Below are 13,434 nucleotides of genomic sequence, written 5' to 3'. Positions count from 1 at the left end.
TGGGCTGATGTGTGTTCGTCAGCTATTGCTGGTCCGATTCTGCCAGGTCATCTTGCTCCTGGCCCAAGAGCGATAATTCCAACAATGCGTATCGGTGCTCAACGTAGTTATGAACGTTGTTAGCGACCGCCAGTTTGAACAGTGCCGTAGCGCTGTCCTTGTCCCCCAGACTTAGGTAGTACTTACCTAAATAGAAGTTGGTTTCACTGAGATGCTCAGCGAGCGAGGTGTTATCCGTTGCGTCTGCCTTCAGACGGGTCATCAGCTCTTTTTCGCTAATGTCGCCAAGGTAGAACTCGACAATGTTCCATCCCCATTGCTCTTTATCCGACTTGTTGAAGCGCTGTTTCAGTGCTTCAAGCGCCTGCTTCTCATCAAGCTTACGCTCGGCGAGGTATAACCACAGACTGCGGAAAGGATCATTGGGATCGTCTTGATAAAACGCCAGCAGATCATCTTGCGCTAACTTAGCACGGCCGCCGTAATACAGAGCGATGCCGCGGTTTAAGTGCGCGTAGTTGTAAGTTGGATCAAGCTCAAGTACAGAATCAAACGCTTCATAGGCAGCATCAAAATTGCCTGCCTGCGTTAAATAAATGCCTAAGTAATTGAATACTTCAGGCATATCGGGTCGGATTGCCAGCGCTTGTGAAAAATCATTTCGCGCTAGTGCCCTCAGACCGAGACTATCATACAACACTCCGCGCTCATATAAAAGCTGTGCGCGTTCGTCATCGGTTAAAGCCCGACTGGCAAGAATTTGTTCCATGCGCGCCAGAATCACTTCTTGCTGCAAAGTCGGTTGCAATGGTACCGCGAGGACGGCGTCCTTACGCCAGGCAGAGTTGCTGCATCCTGCCAGCGTGAGAGCTGTCGCCACGAAACACCAGCGCAGAAAAGGCTTCATTTCCCACTCCCGAAGACAACGATTGGATGAACGTCCAGTTCCCCGGCTGCAAAAAGGCATCCTGCCCGGAATAGACCCTCCGCCGAAGCGGAGGGCAATCGGCAACCTTACTCGCCCTGCTCTGCAGCCGGAGCTTCCGGCGAGTTAGCTGGCTGAGTCTGCTCAGTTGCTTCTTTAATGCTCAGACGTACGCGGCCCTGACGGTCAACTTCCAGAACCTTAACCGGTACTTCCTGACCCATCTGCAGGTAATCAGTCACTTTCTCAACACGCTTGTCAGCGATCTGAGAGATGTGGACCAGACCTTCTTTACCGCCGCCGATGGCAACGAATGCGCCAAAGTCAACGATACGGGTCACTTTACCATTGTAGATACGGCCAACTTCGATCTCAGCGGTGATCTCTTCGATACGACGGATAGCGTGCTGCGCTTTGTCGCCGTCGGTCGCTGCGATCTTCACGGTACCGTCATCTTCGATTTCGATGGTGGTGCCGGTTTCTTCGGTCAGGGCACGGATAACAGAACCGCCTTTACCGATAACGTCTTTGATCTTGTCCGGGTTGATCTTGATGGTGTGGATACGCGGTGCGAATTCGGAGATGTCGCCGCGCGGCGCGTTAATCGCCTGTTCCATCACGCCCAGGATGTGCAGACGCGCACCTTTAGCCTGGTTCAGAGCAACCTGCATGATTTCTTTGGTGATACCTTCAATTTTGATATCCATCTGCAGCGCAGAGATACCGTCGCGAGAACCCGCAACTTTGAAGTCCATATCGCCAAGGTGGTCTTCGTCACCCAGAATGTCGGACAGTACGACGAAGTTATCGCCTTCTTTCACCAGACCCATTGCGATACCCGCAACGGCGGCTTTTACCGGCACGCCAGCGTCCATCAGCGCCAGAGATGCGCCACAGACGGAAGCCATGGAAGAAGAACCGTTGGATTCGGTGATCTCAGATACCACGCGAACGGTGTACGGGAATTCGTCGATTGTCGGCATCACGGCCAGAACGCCGCGCTTAGCCAGACGACCGTGACCGATTTCACGACGCTTCGGAGAACCAACCATACCAGTTTCGCCTACGGAGTACGGAGGGAAGTTATAGTGGAACAGGAAGGAGTCCGTGCGCTCGCCCATCAGTTCGTCGATGTTCTGCGCGTCGCGTGCGGTACCCAGAGTCGCGGTAACCAGCGCCTGAGTTTCGCCACGGGTAAACAGTGCGGAACCGTGGGTACGCGGCAGTACGCCGGTACGAACGTCCAGACCACGGATCATGTCTTTTTCGCGGCCATCGATACGCGGCTCGCCTGCCAGTACGCGGCTACGAACGACGTTTTTCTCGATAGCGTGCAGGATTTCACCCAGTTCGTTGGCGTCCAGGGTTTCGTCTTCGGCAACCAGCGTCGCGATGGTTTCAGATTTGATCACGTCAACCTGAGCGTAACGCTCTTGTTTGTCGGTGATACGGTAAGCATCGCTCAGGCGGGATTCAGCCAGCGCAGCAACGCGCGCGTTCAGGGCGGCGTCAACCACTTCCGGCTGCCAGTCCCAACGCGGTTTACCGGCTTCTTTCACCAGGTCGTTGATGTTCTGAATAACAACCTGCTGCTGCTCGTGGCCAAAGACCACCGCGCCCAGCATCTGGTCTTCGCTCAGCAGTTCAGCTTCGGATTCAACCATCAGTACAGCCGCTTCGGTACCGGCAACCACCAGATCCAGTTTGCTGGACTTCAGCTCTTCCTGGGTTGGGTTCAGTACGTACTGGTCGTTGATGTAACCCACGCGAGCGGCGCCGATTGGGCCATTGAACGGAATACCGGACAGCGACAGCGCTGCGGAAGCGCCGATCATCGCGACGATATCCGGGTTAACCTGCGGGTTAACGGAAACGACGGTGGCAATAACCTGAACTTCGTTAACGAAGCCTTCCGGGAACAGCGGACGAACCGGGCGGTCAATCAGACGCGCGATCAGGGTTTCGCCTTCGCTTGGACGGCCTTCACGACGGAAGAAGCCACCCGGGATTTTACCGGCAGCGTAGGTACGCTCCTGGTAGTTAACAGTCAGCGGGAAGAAGTCCTGGCCCGGTTTCGCTTTTTTCTGACCCACAACGGTAACGAATACCGCGGTGTCATCCATGCTAACCATCACAGCGGCCGTTGCCTGGCGCGCCATCATGCCGGTCTCCAGGGTTACGGTGTGTTGGCCGTACTGGAATTTACGAACGATCGGATTAAGCAAAATTCTATCCTTTTATCTAAAAATGACGCCATATCCACGATATCGCGTCTGATGACCCGATCCTCTGCATCCTCGCGACTAATGACAACCTTTACCCGCCCCTGCGGATGAAGCCTCTCATTAGCCGCGCGAACCTCTGCATGAAGATCATTAATAGCAACAATACATGAGTTTTTAATGAATTGCTGCCGCCTGGTCGAAAAAAGGGGCCGTGAGGCCCCTTTTTCTGAAACTCGCAGAATTAGCGACGCAGACCCAGACGCTCGATCAGCGAAGAGTAACGTGCAACATCTTTACGTTTCAGGTAGTCGAGCAGTTTACGACGCTGAGAAACCATGCGCAGCAGACCACGACGGCTGTGGTGATCTTTTTTGTGCTCTGCAAAGTGACCCTGCAGGTGGTTGATCTGTGCAGTCAGCAGTGCAACCTGAACTTCAGTAGAACCGCTGTCGTTTGCGCCACGACCGAACTCAGAAACGATTTGTGCTTTAGCTTCAACGCTTAGAGACATTTTCAAACTCCAAAATTATAAGTAAAGAAAGGGTGCCGATCTCTAATTCAGCAACCCCTGATGCAACGCCCGAAAATGTTAAAACACTTTAGCGGACGTTAAGCGGCGATATTCTACTCGTAGCAGGCTTTTATCGCAACAAAAGCGCTTACTGTGGGTATTCCACCACCAGACGACGAGGCGCGACGCGGCCTTCATCGTCGATTTCGCCCATACCTAGGAACTTGCCGGACTCGCTTTCCATCACTCGCACCAGCCCGTTCAGCGGCGCGCCTGACTGACGAACCGGGTTGCCGTTCTTAAAGTAGACCGCGGAAGTTTCCGGAATATGAACCAGCGGGTAATCCGACGCCGGGCTATCCATCGGCATCAGCAGCGGGTCAAGCAGTTGAGCGGCGGGAATATCCTCTGCCGCCGCCTGTTCGACCAGCGCCTGCAGTTGCTCCAGGGTCACCATCCGCTCGACCGGGTATTTGCTCACCGCCAGGCGACGCAGGAAAATCACGTGCGCGCCGCAGCCAAGCTTCTCGCCCAAATCATCGATAATCGTACGGATGTAGGTACCTTTCGAACAGTGGATCTCAAGCTCCAGTTCATCGCCTTCATGGCGAATAAACAGCAGCTCATAGACCGTAATCGGCCGGGCTTCACGCGGAACCTCAATGCCCTGACGAGCGTATTCGTACAGCTTTTTACCCTGATATTTCAGCGCCGAGTACATCGACGGCACCTGCTGCGTTTCGCCGCGGAAGCTATCCAGCGCCGCCGCCAGCTGTTCTTCGCTAAAGGTGAGCGGGCGTTCTTCTACCACCTGGCCATCGGCGTCGGAGGTATCCGTACGCTGACCAAGTTTGGCGATCACGCGATAACGCTTATCAGAGTCCAGCAGATACTGGGAAAACTTAGTCGCTTCGCCTAGACACACCGGCAGCATACCGGTTGCCAGCGGATCCAGCGCGCCGGTATGCCCAGCGCGGTTGGCGTTATAAATGCGTTTTACTTTCTGCAGCACATCGTTGCTGGAGGCGCCCTGAGGCTTATCCAGCAGCAATACGCCGTGCACGTCGCGGCCGCGACGACGAGGACGACTCATTAGTCCTCCTTGCTGTCGTCCGGGTTCACACGACGCTCATCGTCGTGTTTCACCACGCTGGTAACCAGATTGGACATGCGCATCCCTTCTACCAGCGAGTTGTCGTAGAAGAAAGTCAGTTCCGGCACGATGCGCAGGCGCATCGCTTTGCCCAGCAGAGAGCGGATAAAACCAGACGCTTCCTGCAGCGCTTTGATGCCCGCTTTCACCGCGGCTTCATCTTTGTCGTTGAGGAAGGTGACATACACTTTGGCATAGGCCAGGTCACGGGACATTTCTACGCCGGAAACGGTAGTCATCATGCCCAGACGCGGGTCTTTGATTTCACGCTGCAGGATGATGGCAATTTCTTTTTGCATCTCCTGGGCCACGCGCTGCGGGCGACCAAATTCTTTCGCCATAATAAATTCTCCAGAATAAAGACAAAAAAGGGGCCAAAAGCCCCTTTTTAAAATTATTGCCGGGTGGCGCTTCGCTTACCCGGCTTACGCTTAGCTATCTGACGATTAATCGATGCTACGCTGGATTTCGATGATTTCGAACACTTCGATCATATCGCCAACGCGAACGTCGTTGTAGTTCTTCACGCCGATACCACATTCCATGCCGTTACGGACTTCGTTAACGTCATCTTTGAAGCGGCGCAGGGATTCCAGCTCGCCTTCATAGATAACCACGTTGTCGCGCAGGACGCGGATTGGGTTGTGACGCTTAATCGTACCTTCGGTAACCATACAGCCCGCGATGGCGCCGAATTTCGGCGATTTGAAGACATCACGCACTTCAGCCAGACCAATGATCTGCTGTTTCAGTTCCGGAGACAGCATGCCGCTCATCGCCGCTTTCACTTCGTCGATCAGGTTATAGATGACGGAGTAGTAACGCAGATCCAGGCTTTCTGACTCGATAACTTTACGTGCGGAAGCATCGGCACGAACGTTGAAGCCAACCAGAATCGCGTTGGAAGCTGCAGCCAGGGTCGCGTCGGTTTCGGTGATACCACCTACGCCGGAACCGATGATCTTCACTTTCACTTCGTCGGTAGACAGTTTCAGTAAGGAATCGGAAATCGCTTCGACAGAACCCTGCACGTCCGCTTTCAGTACGATGTTCACTTCGTGAACTTCGCCTTCGGTCATGTTAGCGAACATGTTTTCCAGTTTAGATTTCTGCTGGCGAGCCAGTTTAACTTCACGGAATTTGCCCTGACGATACAGCGCAACTTCACGCGCTTTTTTCTCGTCACGAACGACGGTAACTTCATCACCCGCCGCCGGAACGCCGGACAGACCGAGGATTTCCACCGGAATGGACGGACCCGCTTCCAGCACTTCGCGACCCAGCTCGTCACGCATCGCACGTACGCGGCCATATTCAAAGCCACACAGTACGATATCGCCCTTGTGCAGAGTACCTTCGCGAACCAGAACAGTAGCTACCGGACCACGACCTTTATCCAGGAAGGATTCGATGACCGCACCGCTCGCCATACCGTTACGTACCGCTTTCAGTTCGAGAACTTCAGCCTGCAGCAGGATAGCGTTCAGCAGGTCGTCGATACCGGTACCAACTTTCGCCGATACTGGGATGAACTGCGCTTCGCCGCCCCACTCTTCCGGCATCACGCCGTACTGGGAGAGTTCGTTCTTCACGCGATCCATATCCGCTTCCGGCTTATCGATCTTGTTCACTGCAACTACTACCGGCACCTGCGCCGCTTTGGCGTGCTGGATAGCTTCCACAGTCTGCGGCATCACGCCGTCGTCTGCCGCCACGACCAGAACCACGATATCCGTCGCCTGCGCGCCACGAGCACGCATGGAGGTAAACGCGGCGTGGCCCGGGGTGTCCAGGAAGGTGATCATGCCGTTGTCGGTTTCTACGTGGTACGCACCGATGTGCTGGGTAATACCACCCGCTTCGCCGGAGGCAACCTTAGTAGAACGAATGTAGTCCAGCAGAGAGGTTTTACCGTGGTCAACGTGACCCATGATGGTCACTACCGGTGCGCGCGGTTCAGCCGCAGCGCCGGTGTCACGGTCGCTCATTACTGCTTCTTCCAGCTCGTTTTCACGACGCAGGATAACTTTGTGGCCCATCTCTTCGGCAACCAGCTGAGCGGTTTCCTGGTCGATGACCTGGTTGATGGTCGCCATCGCGCCCAGTTTCATCATCGCTTTGATGACCTGAGAGCCTTTGACCGCCATCTTGTTGGCCAGCTCGCCAACGGTAATGGTTTCGCCGATCACAACATCACGGTTAACGGCCTGAGCCGGCTTCTGGAAGCCCTGCTGCAGAGAAGAACCTTTACGATGTTTGCCGCCTTTACCACCGCGAACGGCCGCACGGGCTTCTTCACGGTCAGCTTTAGATTCAGCGTGTTTGTTGCCTTTCTTCGCCGGACGCGCAGCTTTGCTGTTACGGCCACGGCCGCGACCGCCTTCAACTTCACGATCGTTATCATCTTCAGCCTGACGCGCATGCTGAGACGTGGTTACGTGATAGTCGGTCGTTTCTTCTGGGGTTTCCGGAGTTTCACTCCAGTTTTTTTCATTTTCTTCAGCCATACGGCGTGCTTCTTCCGCTACACGGCGCGCTTCTTCTTCAAGTTTGCGGCGTGCTTCTTCTTCCGATTTGCGCTTCAGCTCCGCTGCTTCGTTCTCACGGCGGGTCTTTTCAGCCTGGGCGGTCTTGGTCATTTCGTCGGTATGTTGATTGCTCACTTTGTCTTTTTCCGCGGCTTCACGTTTCGCTTTATCAGCGACTTCACGTTTAGCTTGTTCTGCGGCCTCACGTTCAGCTTTTAATTGCGCCTCGCGTTTAGCTGCTTCTTCAGCTTCACGACGGGCCTGCTCTTCCGCTTCACGCTGCGCCTGCTCTTCCGCGGCCAGGCGTTCAGCCTCTTGCGGATCGCGTTTCACAAAGGTGCGTTTCTTGCGGACTTCGATTTGTACCGATTTACTCTTTCCACCGGTACCTGGAATATTCAACGTGCTACGCGTTTTACGCTGCAACGTCAGCTTGTCAGGCGCCGAGCCGTGTTCACGGTTCAGGTGCGTTAACAAGGTTTGCTTCTCTTGCGCGGTCACAGAATCATCAGCCGATTTGCGAATACCTGCATCAGCAAATTGCTGTATCAGGCGATCCACAGAGGTCTGAATTTCTGAGGCCAGCGCTTTAATAGTCACATCTGTCATGCTGTTCCTTCCTGCTACAGTTTATTACGCTTCGTCGCCGAACCAACAAATGTTGCGAGCAGCCATGATGAGTTCACCAGCTTTCTCGTCGGTCATACCTTCGATATCAGCCAGGTCATCAACGCCCTGTTCGGCGAGATCTTCCAGCGTACAAACACCACGGGCAGCCAGCTTAAACGCCAGAGCACGGTCCAAACCTTCCAGATTCAGTAAATCGTCGGCAGGTTTGTTGTCTCCCAGGCTTTCTTCCTGAGCCAGCGCCAGTGTAGTCAGTGCGTTTTTCGCACGCTCACGAAGTGCTTCAACGGTCGCTTCATCAAGGCCGTCGATTTCCAGCAGTTCTTTCATCGGCACATAGGCCAGTTCTTCCAGCGAGGAGAAGCCCTCTTCAACCAGTACGGTTGCGAAATCTTCATCAATATCGAGATATTTGGTGAAGGTATCGATAGCGGCATGGGCTTCAGCCTGGTGCTTAGCCTGCAGGTCATCAACGGTCATGACGTTGAGTTCCCAGCCGCTGAGCTGCGATGCCAGGCGGACGTTCTGACCGTTACGGCCGATCGCCTGCGCCAGGTTGCCTGCTTCTACCGCGATGTCCATGGTGTGTTTATCTTCATCCACCACGATGGACGCAACGTCAGCCGGCGCCATAGCGTTAATCACGAACTGCGCCGGGTTATCATCCCACAGGACGATATCGATGCGCTCGCCGCCAAGCTCGGTAGAAACCGCCTGAACGCGCGCGCCGCGCATACCTACGCAAGCGCCAACCGGGTCGATACGCTTGTCATTGGTTTTCACGGCGATTTTCGCACGAGAACCCGGATCGCGGGCTGCGGCTTTGATTTCCAGCACTTCTTCGCCGATTTCCGGCACTTCAATGCGGAACAGTTCGACCAGCATCTCCGGTTTGGAGCGAGTCACGAACAGCTGCGCGCCGCGCGCTTCCGGACGAACGGCGTACAGTACGCCGCGAATACGGTCGCCCGGACGGAAGTTTTCACGCGGCAGCATATCTTCACGCAGGATTACGGCTTCAGCGTTGCTGCCCAGATCCAGAGTGATATTGTCGCGGTTTACTTTTTTCACCACGCCGGTGATTATCTCACCTTCGTGCTCGCGGAACTGATCGACAACCATCGCGCGCTCAGCTTCACGTACTTTCTGTACGATAACCTGTTTAGCGGTCTGCGTGGTGATACGGTCGAAGGTGACAGATTCAATCTGATCTTCAACGTAATCGCCGACATTCATGCTTTCATCTTCGTAACGCGCGGCTTCCAGCGTGATCTCGCGAGTCGGTTGAGTCACCTCTTCAACCACCAGCCAGCGACGGAAGGTATCGAAATCGCCGCTTTTACGGTCGATTTCTACGCGAACGTCGATCTCTTGTTCGTATTTTTTCTTGGTCGCCGTTGCCAGAGCGCTTTCCAACGCTTCGAAAATCTTCTCGCGCGGCAGCGCTTTTTCGTTGGAAACGGCTTCAACAACAGCCAAAATTTCTTTGTTCATCGGGGCCTTTCACCTCAATCCAGACTGTTAAAAGTGGGGAACCAGGTTCGCCTTCTGGATGTTACTCAGCGCGAACACTTCATCTTTGCCTTCGACGGTTACCGTGATCATCTCACCGTCTACCGCTTTGATAATGCCCTGCCATTTACGACGGTTCTGTACCGCCATACGCAGCACCAGCGAAACTTCTTCACCGGTGAAACGTTGATAGTGTTCAGCAGTAAACATCGGACGGTCGAGACCAGGCGAAGAGACTTCCAGGTTGTAAGCGACGGTGATTGGATCTTCGACATCCATGACAGCACTGACCTGGTGGCTCACATCAGCACAATCATCAACATTGATGCCATCTTCACTATCAATATAGATGCGCAGTGTGGATGTGCGACCGCGAATAAATTCGATGCCGACCAGCTCAAAGCCAAGCGCTTCAACTGGCGCAGTGAGCATCTCTGTTAATTTTTGCTCTAATGTGGACAAACCCACCCCCAAGACATAAAAAAAGGGCGTATAGCCCAGTTATTCTGAAGTCAGATAACAAAAAACCCCGATAAATCGGGGCTTTAGATAACTGAACCCTGAGACCGCAATTGCGATCTGGAACACCTTCCAGAAGAATTCTTTCAAATCCGGCTACGAAGGACCTAGTCCTCACAGTATATTTGAAAAAGTACTTAATGGGAAAGTGGTTGCGGGGGCCGGATTTGAACCGACGACCTTCGGGTTATGAGCCCGACGAGCTACCAGGCTGCTCCACCCCGCGCCTGAAACGTGGCATATTTTACTCTTTCTGAGTAAAAGACGCAAATACTGCTGGGATTTGGTACCGAGGACGGGACATAAAATCGTGGTGAATTGTATCGATAAATCATATATTTTGTCAACATCCATTTTACACCACCCGCTTGCCGTTTATGCTGGCATTTCAGGCTTTTTTAGCAAAATCACCATCAGGCTCTTCCTGTCGCCAGCAAAAGATGATTAAATGAAAACTCACAATTAGTGCATAAAAATGCAAATTTGTTGTTGAGTCGAACTCACCACAGTCTATCTAGCAGGGTTTTATTTTATGACGACGATTCTTAAGCATCTCCCGGTTGGTCAACGTATTGGTATTGCTTTCTCTGGTGGACTGGATACCAGCGCCGCCCTGCTGTGGATGCGTAAAAAAGGCGCGGTTCCTTATGCATATACCGCGAACCTGGGCCAGCCTGACGAAGACGACTACGAGGCCATTCCGCGTCGTGCAAAAGAGTATGGCGCTGAAGGCGCTCGTCTGATTGATTGCCGCAAACAACTGGTGGCGGAAGGCATCGCGGCGATTCAGTGCGGCGCATTCCATAACACCACCGGCGGCTTAACCTATTTCAACACCACGCCGCTGGGCCGCGCCGTAACCGGCACCATGCTGGTTGCCGCGATGAAAGAAGACGGCGTCAACATCTGGGGCGACGGTAGCACTTATAAAGGCAACGATATCGAGCGTTTTTATCGCTACGGCCTGCTGACCAATGCGGAACTGCAGATTTACAAACCGTGGCTGGATAGCGACTTCATTGATGAACTGGGCGGCCGTCATGAAATGTCCGAGTTTATGATAGCCTGCGGCTTCGACTACAAAATGTCTGTCGAAAAAGCCTACTCCACCGACTCCAACATGCTGGGCGCGACGCACGAAGCGAAAGATCTCGAATTCCTTAATTCCAGCGTGAAAATCGTCAACCCGATTATGGGCGTGAAGTTCTGGGATGAAAGCGTAAAAATCGCCGCTGAAGAAGTGACCGTGCGTTTTGAACAGGGCCACCCGGTTGCGCTGAATGGCAAAACGTTCAGCGATGACGTCGAACTGATGCTGGAAGCTAACCGCATCGGCGGTCGCCACGGTCTGGGCATGAGCGATCAGATTGAAAACCGCATCATTGAAGCGAAAAGCCGCGGCATCTATGAAGCTCCGGGGATGGCACTGCTGCATATCGCCTACGAGCGCCTGCTGACCGGTATCCATAACGAAGATACCATTGAGCAATATCATGCTCATGGCCGCCAGTTGGGTCGCCTGCTCTATCAGGGTCGCTGGTTCGATTCCCAGGCGCTGATGCTGCGCGATTCGCTGCAGCGTTGGGTTGCCAGCCAGATCACCGGCGAAGTGACGCTGGAACTGCGTCGCGGCAACGACTACTCAATCCTGAATACCGTTTCAGACAATCTGACCTATAAAGCAGAGCGTCTGACCATGGAAAAAGGCGATTCCATGTTTACCGCTGAAGATCGTATCGGCCAGTTGACCATGCGCAACCTGGACATTACCGATACCCGTGAGAAGCTCTTCGGCTATGCCCAATCCGGGCTGCTCAGCGCATCTTCCGCCACCGGTCTGCCACAAGTTGAAAACCTGGAAAATCGCGATAAATAAACCGCGAAGCCAAACTCACCAGCCGGCGCTAACCCGCCGGCTTTTTTATTTCCGCAATAAATCCTAAATGACAACCCTACTTTATCGTTATAGTTTATGGCATCACTATTTTTAATAATCACCATCTATAATTTATCGAATACCTGTACTCTTATACCGAGAGGATCGCAATGAATATTAAACCTCCCGTTCGGCCGCAAGAGGCGATCAATCGTCTGATGGCGCTGCTGGAACCGTATGCCACGCCAATAAATATGGTCGCAAGGAAAAGGCTTAGCTGGGAATATAAAGGCAAAATCCAGCTCTATCTGTTTAAGAAAGGTGAGTTATCTATTTTTCGCTCATCGGACAGATTACTCATGGTCACCGTCTATGAACCGCACCTGTTTGGCGTAGCCGAGATGCTGCAGCCCAGCCGTAGCCACGGCCTTCGTGCGGAAGTCGACACGGAGATCCTGCGGATTGACAGCGATAAAGCCATGCAACTCATCAGTGAGCATAACATGTGGGAAGAGGTCACCCGGCTGCTGGCTTACCACACCTCTTATTTGGTGTATCGCGACGATTTAGTATTACAACAGCGGACTTATTCGGTCATTCGTAATCATTTAATGGAAATGTTACTCCTTCCGGAAGAAACCCGATTGCGGGTATCCATGCTGGAATATATTCAGGACCGCACACACCTGTCGCGCAGCAGCATTCTGAATGTGTTATCAGCGTTGAAAAAGGGTGGCTATATCGAGTTTGCCCGCGGTGGTTATTTACAGAGTATCACCTCCCTGCCTGAGAAGTTTTAATCCCCTATCGACCCTGCCACTTATCGCCCCACCATTGTTTAAAATTAAACATATAAACGGTAACGGTGGGCGATAAATGCTTTTATTCTGCACATAACTATTAAACCAGAAACCCGTTAATTTTTGCCCGAACGCTCGTATCGGGCATTTTTTTACCCGAAGGAATACGAATAATGAGCATGTTCAGACTTAAATCCATCCTGCTTATCGCCGCCCTGAGCGCCAGCAGCGCCGCCTTCGCTTCCGTTAGTCTTCACGGTGAAGCCGGTTCAGAATTCACCAACTTATCAGCCAGCTTTAATCCGCAGTCTCCCGGAATGACCTTTAACGGTAACTGGGCGCATAGCGATAACGATGGCGATACGGTGGGATTAGGTATGGGTTATAACTTCGATCTGGGTCCGTTCCTGCTGACGGCCGGCGGTAAAGCGGTATACCTGAATCCGAACGATGGCGATGAAGGCTATGCGATTGCCCTCGGCGGCGGCGCTCAGCTACCGCTTGGCGATTTCTTTACCTTGTTCGGTGAGGCTTATTATTCCCCGGATTCCATGTCCAGCGGCGTTGATGAATATCTCGAAGCCAATGCCGGCTTACGCGTGAATATCATCAAATCCATGAGCATCGAAGCGGGCTATCGCTACATTGATATGGCGGGGAAACATGACCACCGCGATAACGTCCTGGCGGATGGCGCCTATGCAGGTTTCAATTTCCGTTTCTAAGTTCGACAAAAGGGATTGCCTACCGGCAATCCC

General features: G+C 53.2%; 11 protein-coding genes and 1 tRNA gene. 3 read left to right on the top strand and 9 right to left on the bottom strand.

Annotated elements, in window-relative coordinates; genetic code table 11:
* Window positions 1-22: 22 nt before the first annotated feature.
* The 9 genes from nlpI to PGR10_RS10365 form a co-directional block, all read right to left on the bottom strand.
* A complete protein-coding gene (gene nlpI / locus PGR10_RS10405; protein WP_020077841.1) occupies window positions 23-907 on the bottom strand; it encodes a lipoprotein NlpI in 885 nt (294 codons plus the stop codon).
* Between the two features lie 107 nt (window positions 908-1,014).
* On the bottom strand, window positions 1,015-3,150 hold the full coding sequence (pnp, locus tag PGR10_RS10400) for a polyribonucleotide nucleotidyltransferase (RefSeq protein WP_430923437.1): 2,136 nt from the start codon (window positions 3,148-3,150) through the stop codon (window positions 1,015-1,017).
* 241 nt (window positions 3,151-3,391) lie between these two features.
* Complete coding sequence (gene rpsO / locus PGR10_RS10395; RefSeq protein ID WP_015369527.1) at window positions 3,392-3,661, bottom strand: 30S ribosomal protein S15; 270 nt, start codon at window positions 3,659-3,661, stop codon at window positions 3,392-3,394.
* A 148-nt stretch (window positions 3,662-3,809) separates the two neighbouring features.
* Window positions 3,810-4,754: a tRNA pseudouridine(55) synthase TruB gene (gene truB, locus PGR10_RS10390; protein WP_213793680.1), complete on the bottom strand. Its 945-nt coding sequence runs from the start codon at window positions 4,752-4,754 to the stop codon at window positions 3,810-3,812.
* Entirely contained in the window at window positions 4,754-5,155 is a 402-nt protein-coding gene (gene rbfA, locus PGR10_RS10385; protein WP_002918248.1) for a 30S ribosome-binding factor RbfA, read from the bottom strand. Before rbfA ends, truB begins: the two co-directional genes overlap by 1 nt.
* A gap of 105 nt (window positions 5,156-5,260) precedes the next feature.
* The gene (gene infB / locus PGR10_RS10380) at window positions 5,261-7,951 is read right to left on the bottom strand and encodes a translation initiation factor IF-2 (protein ID WP_087859923.1); all 2,691 of its coding nucleotides are present in this window, start codon (window positions 7,949-7,951) and stop codon (window positions 5,261-5,263) included.
* Between the two features lie 24 nt (window positions 7,952-7,975).
* On the bottom strand, window positions 7,976-9,463 hold the full coding sequence (gene nusA / locus PGR10_RS10375; RefSeq protein WP_015369524.1) for a transcription termination factor NusA: 1,488 nt from the start codon (window positions 9,461-9,463) through the stop codon (window positions 7,976-7,978).
* 27 nt (window positions 9,464-9,490) lie between these two features.
* A complete protein-coding gene (rimP, locus tag PGR10_RS10370) occupies window positions 9,491-9,943 on the bottom strand; it encodes a ribosome maturation factor RimP (RefSeq protein ID WP_015703598.1) in 453 nt (150 codons plus the stop codon).
* Between the two features lie 206 nt (window positions 9,944-10,149).
* Window positions 10,150-10,226, bottom strand: a tRNA-Met gene (locus PGR10_RS10365).
* Window positions 10,227-10,532: 306 nt separating this feature from the next.
* Here PGR10_RS10365 and argG point away from each other — a divergent pair.
* The 3 genes from argG to PGR10_RS10350 all read left to right on the top strand — a co-directional run bounded on the left by argG (window position 10,533) and on the right by PGR10_RS10350 (window position 13,401).
* Window positions 10,533-11,876, top strand: coding sequence for an argininosuccinate synthase (argG, locus tag PGR10_RS10360; RefSeq protein ID WP_015369521.1), 1,344 nt, complete (start codon window positions 10,533-10,535; stop codon window positions 11,874-11,876).
* A 170-nt stretch (window positions 11,877-12,046) separates the two neighbouring features.
* Window positions 12,047-12,676, top strand: a complete 630-nt coding sequence (locus PGR10_RS10355; RefSeq protein ID WP_087859924.1) for a winged helix-turn-helix transcriptional regulator — start codon at window positions 12,047-12,049, stop codon at window positions 12,674-12,676.
* A 173-nt stretch (window positions 12,677-12,849) separates the two neighbouring features.
* Window positions 12,850-13,401, top strand: a complete 552-nt coding sequence (locus PGR10_RS10350; protein ID WP_087859925.1) for a YfaZ family outer membrane protein — start codon at window positions 12,850-12,852, stop codon at window positions 13,399-13,401.
* Window positions 13,402-13,434 lie beyond the last annotated feature (33 nt).

The organism is Klebsiella sp. 141198, from assembly GCF_050600785.1.
GTDB classification, from domain to species: Bacteria; Pseudomonadota; Gammaproteobacteria; order Enterobacterales; family Enterobacteriaceae; genus Klebsiella; species Klebsiella aerogenes.
This window is presented reverse-complemented; position numbering and strand designations above follow the sequence as displayed.